The organism is Clostridium sp. C8-1-8 (genome assembly GCF_009928445.1).
GTDB lineage: Bacteria > Bacillota > Clostridia > Clostridiales > Clostridiaceae > Clostridium_AR.
In genome coordinates, this window is the sequence record NZ_JAABNO010000020.1 from 94,997 (window position 1) to 112,225 (window position 17,229).

Genomic DNA, 17,229 nt, shown 5'->3' on the forward strand with positions numbered 1-17,229 from the left:
ATATTTTTAACATTTTTCTCGAATTGAGACCATAAAATGTAAAAAAAATTGCAATAACTCTCTTTAAAAGAAGAATTTTTCTTCAATATGTATTGTAACTAATAATTATTTTTCTTATTCTCTTCAAAAAAATTATTGATTTCTGATACTTTTTATCAACCTATTTTTCTATCTTCTAATATATTCTATTACAAACCTTGATTTTATATGATATAATCAAGGTTGTTATTTTTTATCAAGAGCTTTTACACCTTGATAAATTTTATCAAGCCTAAGGAGGATGATTTATGTACTCAAAAGAAATATTTATAAAAGACCCAAATGGATTACATACACGTTTCGCAGCAATGATAGTAAATAAAGCATCACAGATAAAGTCAAAGTTTAATATTAATCTATATATAAAGAAAAGCGAGTATACTGATTGGCTTGGTATAAGTATGCTTGCGCTATTATCCTTAAGGGTTCATTCCAACGAAACAATACTAATTGGATGCAAAGAGGAAACCTTAGGCGGAATAAATGCAGTACAAGAATTGCTTAATTATATAGAAACACATATAAACCAAGGATCAACCTTAATGAATTCTATAGATGCCTTTATAGAAGAAAGCAAAATTGCAAATGACCAAATACTTGAAAATGTCCCTATAGGAATTATCGTTATAGACCTAAATTACAATATAATAAGTATAAACGACTATGCTCTAAATATAATTGATCATAAATATGAAGAGGTTATAGGAAAAAATGTTAACAATATAATACCTACTAGTGAGCTACCTCAAATAATAGAGAGAAAGATAAAACAATTTGGCCAGATACAACATATAAACAATAAGATTACAATGGTAAATCGAAGCCCTATCTTTACTAATGATACTGTGATAGGTGCAGTTGGAGTTTTTCAAGATGTCTCCGATCTTGTTGGAATGAAAGAGTTAAACGAAAAATTCAGCAAAATATTGGAAGCCTCACATGATATGATCTGCTTTGTTGACGAATATGGAAAGGTAAGCTATACAAATCCAGCTTATAAGGAACATCTTCCTGAGGCATCACAGAATGTTATAGGAAAAGATATTTTCAGCTTATCTCCTAACGGATATAGGGTAAAAGCCTTTACTGAAAGAAAAAAAATAGAAAACGTAATTCATAATAAGGAAAATGTTGAAATAATAACAACTGTAGATCCTATTTTTATAGATGGAGAGTTTAAAGGAATTATATCTACTTCTAAGCCAATAAATGAAATCAAAGAACTAATGGGTAAGTTAAAACGCTCTGAAGATGAATTAAACTACTATAAAGAGGAGTTAAATAAGCACGCATCTTTACAATCCTCTTTTAAAGATATAATAGGTTCCTCTGGCGCTCTAAAAGACATACTGCATATATGCGAAATGGCTTCAAAAAGCACTTCTACAGTGTTAATAAGAGGAGAAAGCGGTACAGGTAAGGAGCTTATTGCAAAAGCTATACATAATAATAGCGACAGAAAAGATAAGCCCTTTGTTAGAGTTAACTGCGCAGCAATACCAGAGAACTTACTAGAAAGCGAACTTTTTGGATATGAGAAAGGTGCCTTTACAGGTGCTGTAAAAAGTAAACCTGGTAAATTTGCAATAGCTGATGAAGGCACCATCTTCTTAGATGAAATAGGCGATATGCCATTTTCTATGCAGGTTAAGCTACTAAGAGTTCTTCAAGAAAGAGAAATTGAAAGCTTAGGAGGACTTAGGCCTCAAAAAATAGATGTTAGAGTAATAGCAGCTACCAATAGAAATCTTGAAGAAATGATAAAAGATAATGGGTTTAGAGAAGACTTATACTACAGACTCAATGTTCTCCCTATCCATCTTCCTCCATTGAAAGAAAGGAAAGAAGACATAGGGCTTTTAGTTGAACACTTTATAACAAAACTAAATGAAAAATTAAATAAGAATATTAAAGGTATAAGTAAGGAGTGCATACTTCTGCTGCAGGATTACTCCTGGCCTGGAAATATAAGAGAATTAGAAAATATAATTGAGCGAGCTATGAATTTATGTACAGATGAGTACATTAGAGAAGTCGATCTTCCGTCCTTTTTAAAGAAGTCTACTACTAATACCAAGAGCGTTATAAATATAGATAGCGATGAGATCTTGCCTTTTGAAGAATATGAAAAGCAAATCATAAGAGCTGCTATGGAGAAATATAAGAGTTTCAATAAGGCCGGGAAAGCATTAGGACTAACCCATAGAACTGTCTCCTTAAAGTGCCAAAAGTACAATATAGTAGTTAATGACTAATAGTAGTAAAAAACCATGTATAGATATTAACCTTTATCTATACATGGTTTATTTAACTTTATAAAATCTTAAAATATCCCCATCTATGCTATTTTTTTGCTCTTTGAGCCTTAACATCCTTACCTTTTATCTTTGATGTATTTAACCCTTCTAACACTATATTACCTTTTCCGTTAAGGATATCAATATAAGAGAATCCATCTTGAATGTCTATGATCCCTATATCATCACTGCTAATACCCTCTATATTAAGAATAGCTCCAACTATATCTCCAGGTCTTATCTTCTTCTTCTTTCCTGCATTTATATATATTTTATATATTTGTTTATTTAGCTCACTGCTTTTATCCTTTTTTAATACAGGCTTAGAATTAAGCTTTTCTAAAAAAGCCTTTTTCATATTGAAAACTAAGTCTTTGCTAGGCATCTCTTCCTTAGAAATACTAAATCCTAGATACTCTTCAATCTGTAGCAAGAATCTATTATCAAAGCTATTTACAAAGGTTATTGCTTTACCTTGCTTACCAGCACGGCCAGTCCTTCCTATCCTATGCACATAACTTTCCTTCTCCATTGGTATATCATAGTTTATTATATGAGTTACATCTTGGACATCTATACCTCTAGCTGCCACATCAGTAGCTACTAAAAGTCTAAAATACCCTCTTTTAAAACTATTAATAACCTCTAATCTTTCTGCTTGCATCATGCCTCCATGAAGCTTACTGCATGGAAAACCTTGATCTTTTAGCTTTTCACTAACTTCATCAACATTTTCTTTTGTACTACAAAATATTATTGAACTGTCTACATTTTCTGTTATCAATATATCTTTTAATAAATTAAACTTATAATCATACCCTACTTTGTAGCAAACATGTTTGATTCTCTCTGTAGTTATTCTTTCAGGATTAATCTCAATCTTTATAGGATCCTTCATATACTTTCTACAAAGTACATCTATCTCTTCAGATATAGTTGCTGAGAAAAGCATAGTAACTCTATCCTTGGGAAGCTTTTTCATCACTTGCTCCACCTGATCTATAAATCCCATATTTAGCATTTCATCGGCTTCATCTATGATAAAATATTTTACTTTATCTAATACAATGGTTCCTCTATCTATATGATCCAAGGTTCTTCCCGGAGTTCCAACTACTACATGAGTTCTTTGCTTAAGCTCCCTTACTTGATCACTAAATGGCTGCTTTCCAAAGACCGCAACAGCTTTAACCTTTTTCAATCTCCCTATATTTGATATTTCTTCCTTAACTTGAACGCAAAGTTCTCTAGTTGGAGTCAATACCAAAGCTTGCGGACTTCTCTCTTCTATATCAACTGTTTCACATAAAGGAATTCCAAATGAAGCGGTCTTTCCACTTCCAGTTTGAGCCTTTACTATTATATCATTATTCTCAATAGCCTTAGGTATTACTTGCTGCTGAACCTTAGAAGGATTTCTGTACCCCAACTTATGTAACGCCTCTAATAGTTCTTCACTAATTCCTAATTCTTCAAAACTTAAATTACTCATATATTTTAACCTCATTATTTCTTATTTATAAAGATGTATCATATTAATATTGGCTACATATTGTTGATTATAACTTTCAATCAGCATCATTATAATAATATTAAAACAATCCACCATAAATATTTATACTATAATATCTCCAACTTAGGTATTATGAATACCAGTGTTTTTTGCAAATATTATGCTAAACTTTAGTTGCAAATCTAATCATAAATATATATCAGAAAACTCAATAGATAAGCTCTTATCATATTTTAATTTCGAATCTTCTCTAATCTGCTTATAAGCAATAGAGTTTTCATCAACATCCAATACTTTTGCTGGCATAACTATTATAAATTCACTTCCAACATTTACTTCGCTAACAACTCTTATAGTACCACCATGCATTTCAACCAAAGATTTCACTAGAGAAAGTCCTATTCCACTACCTTCATTCTGCCTAGTAATTGATTTATCAACTTGGGCAAAACGTTCAAATATATATTCTGTCATTTCTTTTGGAATCCCTATACCTGTGTCTTTTATGGAAATCTCTATACAATCATCTTTGTCATATATATTCACAAATATACTTCCATTTTCTCTAGTAAATTTGACTGCATTGGAAAGAAGGTTCAAGATTATTCTCTCAATTTTTTCTTCATCAAAGGCCATTATTTTTTCCTCAACATCCGTATCAAATATTATGCTTATATTTTTAGTATTTACATATTCAGTTACAGACTGGCATATATCCTCTATTACATAAACTATGTTATCATTTTTAAGCTGCAGATTTAAATAACCTCCATCTATCTTAGTGCTATCGATAAGATTGTTTATAAGCCTTAGAAGCCTTAAGGAATTTTGATTCATTATGCTAAGATAATACTTTATCTTTTCATCTCCTAAGGTTTTATTCTCGTCTAAGGAATTTAACAGTTGTATTGTACTAGAAATAACGTTTAGCGGCGTCTTTAGCTCGTGAGATATATTGGTAAAGAACTCAGTCTTGATTTTATCATATTCCATGAGAGCTTCCACTTTCTTATTTTGCTCTTCATTCTGCTCATTTAAAGACTCAACTTCTTTGTTAGCTGCCAATACTTGATCAGAAAGATTTACCGTTTCTTTAACCTTACTCTTTAGCATTAATAGTGTTGTTATTCTAGCAAGCAGCTCATTCTTATCAAAAGGCTTTGTGAGATAATCATTAGCTCCGCACTGGAAGGAAGTAATTATACTTTCTATTCTTCTATCAGCAGTCATTATAAGTATAGGAAGTTCAAAGATATTTTTCTTCTTTCTTATCCTTTCACAGACTTCGTACCCCAATAAATCCGGCATCATCATATCTAGAATTACAAGATCTATATCTTCATTCTCCTCAATCACTTGCAACGCTTCTTTTCCTGTAGAAGCAATAAGGATAGAAGAAGGAATTTCAGTCAAGTAATTTTCTAATACCTTTAAATTCACATATTCATCATCAACTATTAAAATCTTATAGGAATACACTCTAGAAACCGAGTCTTCATTATTAAGCTCACTTATTTCATGCTGAGCTGAAGCTTGTTTTTCGTTATTCAATTTATTTTTAATTATACTTTCATCTGTAACTTTAGTAATGTCGATTTCTTCTTCATCGATAATATATTCAATTAACTGTTCTTCCGAGCATAAAGGAATAGTGAAAGTAAACTTACTACCACTTCCATAGTTAGACACTACTTTTATTATCCCACCATGTAACTCAACAAGCTTCTTAGTTATATACAAACCTATTCCAGTACCTCCATAGTTTAAAGATACCCCATCAACTTGTTTATATATTTCAAATATATTATTAATCTTATCACTTGGTATTCCTATACCTTGATCCTCTACAGAAATACTTATATATCCTTTTTCAACTTTATAAGATATTACTATATCACCTTTGTGAGTAAACTTAATACTATTTGACAGCAAATTATACAATACCTGCTGAATACGATCCTCATCTGCCAGTATATATGGAACAGAGTTATCAACTAAGTTTATTATATTTATATCTTTACTTTTTACTGATATCTCTAAGAATCTTATAACCATATCCACTATTCTACTTATATTAATTGGCTTGATACAAAGCCCTATATTATCGTTCTTTAGTCTAGAAAATACCATCATATCATCCACTAGATTAGATAATCTCTTGGCACTTAAATTTATTAGCTTTACATTTTCGTCATCATCATGGCTCAACGCATTATTATTTATCAAACTTTGAGACAATCCAATTATTCCATTAAGTGGAGTCTTAAGTTCATGTGAAGTAACAGCCAAAAAGTCATCTCTTAATTTATTTATAGACTTAAGCTTTTCACTGGCTACTTCCAAGCTATTGAAAGCTTCAGACTGTCTTCCAGCTAACACATAGTAATTAGCTATTATAAATATAAGAGTTCCTATAGGAGCTAAAGATGTAGTTATTATTATACTATATTCATATAATATGTCATTTACTCTTGATATAAATAATGCAAACAACCCTACTAAAGCTATGTAGTCAGCTTTTCCACTTATCATATATATACTATATACTTTATACATCATATATAAGAGCATGACTAATGCAAAACCTTCGAATGGAAGTATATATTCTAAGTAGTATTTAATAGGACTCAAAACAACTATGAGTGTATATACAATTCCAGAACCTACAGCTATCCTTACTAAATTTCTGTTCAATATCTCTCCATAACACTTATTTATGAATAGTATTATAAAAGGGATATATATGTAAAAGGTAAGAACCATAATTTTTACCGACACTTCATAATTAAAGTTTGGGAACAACATTATGAAAAATCGTTCTCCTATGAACATGGTTCTAAGAGCAACCAATAAGCAAACAAGTGAAAAGTACAGCGGTGCCTTGTCCTTAGTTCTTCTAGCGAAAACCCCCAAATTATATAAAGCTGCTATAAACGTACTTCCTAAAATAAACAAGTCAAAAGCTAGTTTTTTGTCTCTATAACTGCTCAATTTATCCTGATTTCCCATAACTATGTTATCTATAAAGCCAAACTTACTATAATAATTACTTACTTGAAGAGTTATGTAAAATTCACCACTACCAGAACTTAGTGTTCCAACCTTAGGTAAAAGCTGAGGGATCATGCGCTTCTTACTATCTCCCACAGTGCCATTTGACATCACTAGGTTGTTGTCAACCCAAAGCTTGTATGCACTTTGTATGTAATCAATTTTAAGCGAATAGAGTTCCTCTGGTCTATTTACTAAAACCTTTAATCTATATGTTCCATATCCTTGAGTAGCAAATATACCAGGTATATAAGAATATTGCTTATCATCAAGGGATACATTACCCAATTCTTGTGGTTCAAACAATCTTCCGCTATAGAATTCCCACTGACCACTTAGATTTAGCAATCCATCTTTTTGAAAGTTCCAATTTCTCAGATCAATTACACCTAACCTCGCCTGTGGCAAACTACTACTCTTTCCTATGTTTATACTATTCATAATTAAAGAACTGAATAATAATATGACCGCGAAGAGCATAATTGATACTCTCAACTTTGGAGATTTAAAACACTTCATTTTTAACCCCTCTATGTATATTTTTATTAAACTAAATATATAATTATCGATTAGTTTCTAAGTTTATATAGTTCTAATTGATTTTACCAGAAAAAGACTACTTAACATAATGGAAATTAAGTCCAACTAACTTTTACACATCTGCCTTTTCTGAAGATATGTGAAGAAATTCTGACAGGCCAATAAGATTTCTTTTTTACTGTTAACCTAAATATCTATTATACACCCTTAAATTACTAGGTTTACCTAGTAATTAGTTTTATAATTTCTTCTTAACAGTAAAAAAGCTATCTAAAAGAAGTAATTCTCTTAGATAGCCTATATTCAGTCAATTATTATCTTCTGAATCCTCTGTTATTGTTTTGTTGCTTTCTTGCTCTTCTGCATTCTGGACATCTTTGTGGTTCGTTTTCGAATCCTTTTTCTTTGTAGAATGCTTGTTCTCCTTCAGTGAAAACAAATTCTTTTGAACAATCTTTGCAAACTAAATTCTTATCTGCCATTTGAACATTTCTCCTTTTTATTCATATATTAAGATTTAAAAATAGGATTAGTATATGCCTAAAAAGGTATGTTCTATCATATTAATTAAATCTTTACGTTGTATTAAAATTTATCACAACGAATTCAGTATAACACACATAAAAGTATTTAGCAAGAACTTTATTAAACATTTTATTCCATTTTATCCACATCATATGAGAATGCTTTATTTTCTTTTTACTTTCTTAATTATGGAACTTAATAATAATATTGTAGATAAAACAATAAGAAGAATTATGGAATGTATTATTAATTTTTTAGGTTTATCGTCTAACTTTTTAAACTGACTACTTATTGGCTCAGCCATTTCTTCCTTGAACTTAAAGTTTTTTAAATTTCCATACCTATCTATCACTACTCCATCACCTAAGATTTTCGAAGAAAACCTTGATGAAGATAAATATTCTATAGATCTTCTCAATGTGTCATTACTAGGTGAGGTCAATATTAATGCTGCATTTTTTTCATCAAATGGAGATTTATCAAATTGGAAAAAGGCTGCATTACTTGCATAGTCATCATAAAAACAAAACTTTTCATTTTGTAAAAGTTTTGTATAATCGGTTTTATATTTAAACCATAGCTTTTCATTTAAAGATCTTATTATATTATTATTCTTAGCAGTGCCATATATTATTAAATTCATATTCTTATATTCATCATTAAACTTATTGCAATTGATAACTTTAAGTGTTTCTGATTCATCATTTACACTACTTCCTAAGTATGAAACCATATAACATAAACTGTTTAGTTCATCTTCATTTAAATAAGCTGGTAATATCAATGCAGTATTATTAAACTTATTATCTATAATAAATGGTTTTGGGTAATTTTCAAATCTATAGCTAGAATATCTCTTTTTATCATTACGCTCTTTGAATTCTTGTATTACAGGTGAACTAACTTTCTTATCAGTTATTGAACTTGTATTTTTATCCACTGTAAATATATTTGATTTTATGCTATCTACTAACTTTTTATCCATTAATACTTTTATAGCCTTCATTTTTAAGCTATCATCATCTGAAAGAATAATAAGTGCACTATGACCAGCCTTGTTTTTCTTAGATTTAACCCTTACCTTTTCTATAACTGCAGTTTTGTTATAATCTATATTCTTAGGATTTATATAATCTGCTGCTACTTCAGAAGGAATATTTGAATAATTTCCTATAAATATTATATCTTTATTCCCATTATATAGCTCTGGAGTATACCTATTTAGACTTATTCTAAACTCTTTATTTAAACTAAGCCTTCTTAAGTAGGAAGATAGTGACAGAGCACCTTCCAATTCTTCATCTGTATAGTTTCTTGGTATAAGAATACTGCAATTAGAATTTTTATTCTCGCTTATCCTAAGAAATGGATATGGAAATTGCTCTATATTGTTTGTTACTTCCTTATCCCTAAACTGAACTACTATATTAGATTTATCAGATATATTTATAGCTTCATAGCCTAGTAATTTATCTTCACTTATAGTTTTAAAGGAAATCCTATTCGCACCTTCCCGGATTAAACTATTAGGTATTTGCACCTTAATCTTCTTCTGACTGGTATTAGAATCATAATTTAAATTATCAGAGTAAAACTCTTTTCCATTTGCTAACAATGATATTCCTATATTCTTTTTTATACTCATTTGCAAATCTACTTCTAGCTTTTGAATATCCCACCACTTGTTAATCAAAAAGTCAGTATTACAAACAAGTGTATCATTTAACATCTCAAGATTATTATTAATATAAAATCTTTTTTCATTATTAGCATTAGGTTGCAAATTAATTTTAGAATAATCTTTAATTTTATTTTCCGTAGCATTAACTTTAACAGACTGTATTGGTAAACTCAACAACATAAAAAATAGAAGAACATATTGGGCAAATAAAATTACTTTTTTTTGAAAACGTCTTTGGTTCATTACTATTCCCCCACAGACCTAGAATATTGTAAATTACCATTTAGATAGATCTTATGATCACTACCTCTTATCTCATCATCTTTTAATCTAATTCTAAGATTTATGTCCCTTAAGTCACTAAAATTTATCCCTCCCCTGCTTAAAGAAAAAATATTTTCTTTAAGTTCCACCAAGCCTATGTCAGAATTTATAGTTATTCCTATTGGACTGATTTGATTTATTGGATCCTTAATAAAATCTCCTATATCCACTTTTTCTATTACAGTTTCATAAGTATTTACACTTAATATATTAGAATCTATAATGTTATCTTTTTTATCTTTCTCAATTAATATTGAGTTTGATAATTTTAACATTGAACCATAATCATCTTTATAAATCCATCTATCTGGAATACTAACAGCCACTGGATATACCTTATATTTCAAGTAATTAGAAAAAGCTATTTGAGTTTTTTCAATAACCTCTTCTCCTTTAGGATCAGATATATAAGAAACAGGTGAATGTAATACCACTGCTCCCCCTTTGTTTTGCGCATAAACCAAGGAATCTGTGAACTTCTTCATAGAGATAAAATCTATATTTTCATAAATCGGCATTACCTCACATACAAAAGGAATGTTTTTAGTACTAAAAAAATCCACTTTCTCTTTAAATTCAGTTAAATTTATAAACGGATATATCTTTTCCAAAACAAGATATCTCCTATTCTCTCTAAGCTTATCTTGATCTAACTCTTTTAGGATAGTACTTTTGCTTATATAATCATCTATATCTAGATTAAAAATGGCTATATTCATAGTTTTAACAGGATTATTAATCAATTTATCTATCTTATTACGATTGTTAGATAACCATATAACTTTTCCTTTATAGTTGCTTAATTTATATAAGGTATTTTCAGCTACCTCACCATCATCATTATCCAGTACAATTATCTTACTATAACTATTCACATCTCCTAAATCACAGGGTACTCTTCTAATGCTTATAGCCGAATTATTTGCTTCCATTACAAGCTTTACTAAACAATTTAGATTACTATAGTCCGCTGAAAAATACTTATAGGAGTCATATAAAATCATTACCTTTCTCTCAGCCGCATTACATTGATCATAAGAAAAAAATATAGTTAAGCTACTCATAATAATTATTAACTTAAGCTTATTTAAAATTCCTCGCTTCCCCTTAATCTTTTGTCTATTTTGCATATGATTAAATATACGTATAAAAGAAAAATATAGCAGCATATCAAAACTTAGATTAAACATAAATAGATGCTTACTTAAGTCAGCATCCCCAGCACCTAAGATTGACACAAACACCTGCGTAATTCCTATGAGAAAAATAGATAGAAACACTTCTTCAATCAATTGATGCTTTACATCTTTTATTCTAAGATAATAAATATAATCCTTAATAGAAAAGAAAAAATAGCTTGCTATAAGAATCACTGTGAAAAAGATATTATGTGGAAAATATCTTACCTTAATATAACTATATGTAGTAAAAAATGAAGTTTTCTGTCCAAAGGCTTTCCCCTCCATCTTTTCATAGTTCCCCATGGCTGTTGGTCTTATACTGTATGCATTCTCTGACGCAATACTTAGCATCTTTCCTATCGCTGCTGGGTTCCTTAAGTAATATTTTATTATTGAACCAAAAGAATATTTGGAATAAAACTCTTTCACTAGTTTATTATCTTCAGGTTGTATTATTGGTATAGGATTATAAAAAGTATTACCAGCAAGCATAGCATATTGAGGATTAATATTGAACTCTTTTAGAACCTCTTCTGGTCCAAGCTCATCTATCAATATTCCTCTAGTCATAGAATGATATCTGTTTATATAATCAAATGGTCCTACTATAGAAAAATAAAAAACTGCAGAACATATAACAAAAAAAACTATAATAACCTTTAAGGTATGTTTTACTGAATTGGAGCACTCCGTTATCATCAATCTAAAAAGTATAAGAGCGTATATTATTCCAACTGGTGCAAGCTGCTGCTTTGATCCAATAAATATCAAAGAGACTACGGAAAATACGAGAAGATATGGAATCTTAATCTTATCAAAAGAGTACATATATATAAGCAAACCTATGCTCAATAGAAAAAAACTAAAATTCACAGCCTCTCCATAAAAGGAATTAAAGTATGCTATATATCCAGTATCGCAAAATATTAGAACGAAAAGCACTACGACAAAAATTTTATACCTCTTAAACTGCATCTCTTTCAAGAAAGTCTTCAATATAAAATACGCTGCTACATTAGTAGCAATCATATAAATGAAAGATAAAAATCTTATATCAAAAGTCTCTCTGCTATTTAAAAGCTTATTGATAATTAAAGCAACTTGTATTATTAATGCATGCGTTGATAAAAGCATAAATCCATTTTCATTAAAGTACTTATAAATGCCATATTGCTTATTAAAGTATCCAAAGAACACATCACTATCACAATTAGAAATATGATACAAACCATTAGGACCTATTATTCTATAGAAATCCCCATTGTCTGCCATTCCTATTAATGGTCTTATGAATAAGGTAAGTGAACATATTAATGATATTAAAAGCACTGCTATTATTATAAAAGTTGAATCATTTAAATTAATCTTTATTTTTCTCATTTTGCCCTCGATTTTACTTACATTTTTTCAACTAATATTATTCCTCTTAGTGCAAAATACATTCATACCAATAAACCCCTAACTTAACCAAAACTACATAGTTGTAACACAGTTTATTCAAATGCTTGCTCAAATTAATACAATAATAAAAGAAAAGGACTTAGCATCACCAGTAGCTATGCTAAATCCTAATTTTATAAATTAATCATAAATGGTATGTTTAAACTCTCATATCATCTAGCTAATATATCTATTTTTTATTTTTAGTATCATTTTTTAATGCATTAGAATATTCTTCACTTCTATATTCTTCTGATGCATTTTCACCTAGTTGATCGTTAAAATGCTCAACATCTCTTTTGCTGTTATTTTTTTGAGAATTATTATTATTGTTTGGCATATTAAATCTCTCCTCTCTGAAAATAAGATTTCCTATCTAGTATTATCATTTATCTTTTTAAATAGTCAGCTTTTCTTATTTTTTAAGAAGAAATTTCTGCTTTTTCAACATAGTAATTACTTTTATTTTAGCTTTAGAACAAATGTCCCATTTTTTCTTTCTTTGTCTTAAAATATCTCTCATTATGGAGATTAGTATCCATTATTAAAGGCACTCTTTCAAGTACTTCTATTCCATGACCTTTTATACCAACTAACTTCTTAGGGTTATTTGTCATCAATCTTACCTTTCTCACCTTTAATTCCCTAAGTATTTGAGCTCCTATTCCATAGTCTCTCATATCAGCAGGAAATCCTAAAGCTATATTGGCTTCTTCTGTATCCAAACCTTCTTCTTGAAGTTTATATGCCTTTATTTTATTTATAAGACCTATACCTCTACCTTCTTGCCTAAGATATAGCAGCACTCCTTTTCCCTCTTTCTCTATGGTATTAAGTGCAGCTGCTAATTGCTCTCCACAATCACATTTTAATGAGTGAAATGCATCTCCAGTAAGACATTCTGAATGGACTCTTACTAAGACTTCATCTTCTTCACTTATATCTCCTTTAACCAAAGCTACATGATGCTCTCCGTTTAGCTTATTAACAAATCCCACCATTCTAAAGTCTCCATATGCTGTTGGCAAGTTTGCTTCTGCTTCTTTAGTAACATAACATTCACTTTCTCTTCTATACGCTATAATGTCTTCAATTGACACAATCTTTAAGTTATTTTCCTCTGCTAAGCTTTTTATATCAGCTAACTTTGCGATAGATCCGTCTTCATTTAGTATTTGTGTTATGACAGCAGATGGATACAATCCTGAAAGTTTTGCTAAATCAACAGCACCTTCTACATTTGCTGCTTTCTTTAGTACTCCGCCAGTTGCAGCTTTGCATGGAAATATATTTCCTGGTATTCTAAAGTTTTGTCTTGTTTCTCCAGATTGTATAAGTTTTTTTACTGTTATAGCTCTCTCTTCTGCAGAAGCACCATTAGTGGTACTTTCGTGATCTAAAGAAATTGAGAACTCATTTCTACTGCTGACTCCGCTTCCATCAACTAACTTAGGTAGATTTAACTCTTCAAACCTATTCTCTTCAAGAGCCGCATAAATAATACCAGCTCCATGCTTAGTCATAAAATTTATACTTTCCTTAGTTATTAACTCTGATAGTGCCACCAATACTCCATTATTTTCTTCGTTTTCATCATCTACCAGTACAACAAGCTTTCCATTCTTAATTACCTCTATTGCTTCACTAATTTTTGAAAACATAATATCCTCCTTAAAAGTTATTTAATCTTCATCCTAATTTTATTAAACCCATTCAAATAAATATAATATGCTATTATTTTACTACAGATTTCCATAAAGTCTATTTGATTTATTCAGCTATATATCCCTTAATGATTACATCATCGCCAACTATCTCATGGCTTACTTTTTTTAATCTTATAGCATCATTCATCTTTTCAATTCCCAGTCCACCAACTGGAGTCACTGCATTTTGTCCACCAATTATCTTAGGAGCTATTGCAACATATACTTTATTCACAATTCCACTTTCAAAAGCTGAAGCCAATAAAGAGCTTCCTCCTTCTATATATAGTGAATCTATATTTTTCTCTCCAAGCAGCTTTACTATTTCTTTAAAAGGTAGCTTACCATCAACTTCTTCTACCTTTACCAGCTCTGCACCAGTACTTATTATCTCTTTTTCTTTTTTTTCATCTATTTTAGTTGATACTACAATTAATGTTTTAACATTCTCATCAACCTTTAAAACATGGGAGTCCAATGGTAAGTCTCCGTACTTAGAAACTATGACTCTCAACGGATTTGATATAGTAATTCCTGTTAATCTAGTTGTAAGTAATGGATTATCCACCTTAACCGTATTTTCTCCTACCATTATAGCTGCTACTCTCTGTCTTAAATGATGAACAAATTCTAAGCTTTTCTCACTACTTATCCACTTTGAATCCCCTGTTCTGCTTGCAAGCTTCCCATCAAGAGTCATAGCCCATTTAGTAAATACATATGGTGTTCCTTTATTTACATAGTGAGTGTATATCTCATTTAGTTCCTCGCATTTTTCTTTTAGTATGTTATATTCAACATCTATACCCATATTAGAAAAAATTCTTTTCATCTGTCCTTTAAATCCACTTTTCGGGTTTTCCATACCTAAATATATTTTCTTAATACCACTATTTAATACGAAGTCTATATAGTTCTTATCTTCTATCGATAACTCTGGTTCTATATTTATAAATAGTTCTCCATCTTTAGTATTTTCAATAGAGTTTTTTATTGCACCTATTTCAGCCTTTTCACAGCCGTAGGCTTTATAATATCCTTGTCCTATAATTTTGCCTTCTTTAACTATTATAGCTCCTACAAGTGGATCGGGATTTACAAATCCACTTCCTCCATTAGCTAACTCTATGGCCATATTCATATATACTTCATTCATAAAAACACCTCTATAATTTCTAATATTCCAAATTTTAGTATAAAATATGTTATTCAATATGTTATTAATTCCATAATAAAAAATCAGATTAATATAATTTTATTATATCCATATAGCTAATCATTATTTATAATTTCAAGTATTTACTTTATTATGTATAAATTTATCATAGCTAATATTCATCGTCAATATTAATTAATAATAATTATCGTTTAACTTATAATTCCACTTATCTACCTAGTACAAAATTTATTAAAAAGCCTTCTTTAATTAACTTTTAGGATCTGCTTCCTCTGAACATATGATAAAAAGTTATTGTAAGTGAAATAACTCTTTACTTTTTATCATAAATATCTATCATAAACCATTGGTATTGGTAGGTTTAGCTAGAGAACTTTTTTATAATTTCCTAAATAATAAAGAGCTCATTGTAATAAGTTATTTAGTTTTCTAATAACTTATTACAATGAGCTAAAAACAGCACTCCTCGATAAAACCTTATTATTATAAATTAATCTTTAATTAATCAATGCAAAAACGATCCCTACTATACAAATAATTATTACAACAATATCAAAAATAACACTTAGATTATTTATACTATTTTTCTCATCCCTATATGAGTTCATATTAATTCCCCTTTTTCCAATAACTAAGCTACAATATTATGATATAGGAATAACGTTAATTTAAGCTTACGATAATCTTAAGTTTTTCTTAAAATTAAAGAATAGCATCTGTATTACTTCCCTAAAATTGAAATTTATAAAATAACTGTAAATAAAAACTTTATATTGAATATAATATATCTCTTTCGTATATTTATGTACATTTATAGGAGCTAATACATATTATATCTAGACTATAGACTTTAACTATAGTTAATTTGATAAAAAGGAGAGGATTATGTGCCCATAATAAAAATTAATCCTTCTCAGGATACTTTCATAAGTAGTGGTGCTCCTAATGAAATAAATTGCTACTCTCCTATTCTTTATACAGGTTCAATAGTGAATGATAGCTTTTGTTATAATAACTTTAGGAGCCTAATTAAGTTCGATATATCTAGCATGATACCTAGGGGAAAAATATTAAAAGAAGCGAAATTAAATCTTTTTGTTTTTAAAAAGCAGTCAATTGATGCTCAGCTTTCACCTCAGCTAGTAAGAATTTATTCAAATCTAAGTGACTTTTCTCAATGCTTAACTAATTGGAATAACACTCCAAATGTTAAACCAACAAATTATTATACTACAGTAACAGATTTTAATATAAACAACTTTATAAGCATTGATATAACAAACTTAGTAAAAAACTGGTATTACAATTTAATACCCAACTATGGAATAACACTTGTAGGAATAGAACACAACTATCAATCTATAATAGGTTTTAGATCTTCCAAATATCAGTTTGTTGATAGAAGACCTACTTTAATAATAACCTACGAAGATAGCACTCCAACTGGATGTACCTGCATAACCGGAGCTACAGGTTCCACTGGTCCTACTGGTCCTACTGGTCCTACTGGTCCTACTGGCACAACCGGTGCTACTGGATCAACAGGATCTATATCCATTACAGGACCTACTGGCGCTACGGGTGTTACCGGCCCTACTGGAGATGCTGGTCCTATCGGTCCTACCGGTGCTACTGGTATCACTGGACCTACTGGAGACGCTGGCCCTATCGGTCCTACAGGTGCTACTGGTATTACTGGGCCTACTGGAGACGCTGGCCCTATCGGTCCTACAGGTGCTACTGGTATTACTGGGC

The 17,229-nt window shown here is 30.0% G+C and carries 10 protein-coding genes; 2 read left to right on the top strand and 8 right to left on the bottom strand.

Annotated features, from left to right (window positions below):
• The first annotated feature begins 287 nt into the window (after nucleotides 1–287).
• Complete coding sequence (locus GXK57_RS18475; RefSeq protein ID WP_160679143.1) at nucleotides 288–2,294, top strand: sigma 54-interacting transcriptional regulator; 2,007 nt, start codon at nucleotides 288–290, stop codon at nucleotides 2,292–2,294.
• Nucleotides 2,295–2,382: 88 nt separating this feature from the next.
• Here the strand turns inward: GXK57_RS18475 and GXK57_RS18480 are convergent, their stop codons facing one another.
• The 8 genes from GXK57_RS18480 to ribD form a co-directional block, all read right to left on the bottom strand.
• Nucleotides 2,383–3,828, bottom strand: coding sequence for a DEAD/DEAH box helicase (locus GXK57_RS18480; RefSeq protein ID WP_160679145.1), 1,446 nt, complete (start codon nucleotides 3,826–3,828; stop codon nucleotides 2,383–2,385).
• A 207-nt stretch (nucleotides 3,829–4,035) separates the two neighbouring features.
• Nucleotides 4,036–7,419 carry an ATP-binding protein gene (locus GXK57_RS18485; RefSeq protein WP_160679147.1) on the bottom strand — a complete coding sequence of 1,128 codons (3,384 nt, stop codon included), beginning with the start codon at nucleotides 7,417–7,419 and terminating at the stop codon, nucleotides 4,036–4,038.
• Nucleotides 7,420–7,754: 335 nt separating this feature from the next.
• On the bottom strand, nucleotides 7,755–7,922 hold the full coding sequence (locus GXK57_RS18490; RefSeq protein WP_128211325.1) for a zinc-ribbon domain-containing protein: 168 nt from the start codon (nucleotides 7,920–7,922) through the stop codon (nucleotides 7,755–7,757).
• A gap of 206 nt (nucleotides 7,923–8,128) precedes the next feature.
• Nucleotides 8,129–9,889 carry a cellulose biosynthesis cyclic di-GMP-binding regulatory protein BcsB gene (locus GXK57_RS18495; RefSeq protein ID WP_160679149.1) on the bottom strand — a complete coding sequence of 587 codons (1,761 nt, stop codon included), beginning with the start codon at nucleotides 9,887–9,889 and terminating at the stop codon, nucleotides 8,129–8,131.
• Nucleotides 9,890–9,891: 2 nt separating this feature from the next.
• Nucleotides 9,892–12,531, bottom strand: coding sequence for a hypothetical protein (locus GXK57_RS18500; protein ID WP_160679151.1), 2,640 nt, complete (start codon nucleotides 12,529–12,531; stop codon nucleotides 9,892–9,894).
• 250 nt (nucleotides 12,532–12,781) lie between these two features.
• On the bottom strand, nucleotides 12,782–12,931 hold the full coding sequence (locus tag GXK57_RS18505; protein WP_160679153.1) for a hypothetical protein: 150 nt from the start codon (nucleotides 12,929–12,931) through the stop codon (nucleotides 12,782–12,784).
• Nucleotides 12,932–13,064: 133 nt separating this feature from the next.
• The gene (ribA, locus tag GXK57_RS18510) at nucleotides 13,065–14,252 is read right to left on the bottom strand and encodes a GTP cyclohydrolase II (RefSeq protein WP_160679155.1); all 1,188 of its coding nucleotides are present in this window, start codon (nucleotides 14,250–14,252) and stop codon (nucleotides 13,065–13,067) included.
• 109 nt (nucleotides 14,253–14,361) lie between these two features.
• Complete coding sequence (ribD, locus tag GXK57_RS18515) at nucleotides 14,362–15,453, bottom strand: bifunctional diaminohydroxyphosphoribosylaminopyrimidine deaminase/5-amino-6-(5-phosphoribosylamino)uracil reductase RibD (RefSeq protein WP_160679157.1); 1,092 nt, start codon at nucleotides 15,451–15,453, stop codon at nucleotides 14,362–14,364.
• 908 nt (nucleotides 15,454–16,361) lie between these two features.
• Between ribD and GXK57_RS26915 the strand changes: the two genes are divergently transcribed.
• A partial coding sequence (locus GXK57_RS26915; RefSeq protein WP_279285517.1) for a DNRLRE domain-containing protein occupies nucleotides 16,362–17,229 on the top strand: 868 nt, incomplete at its 3' end.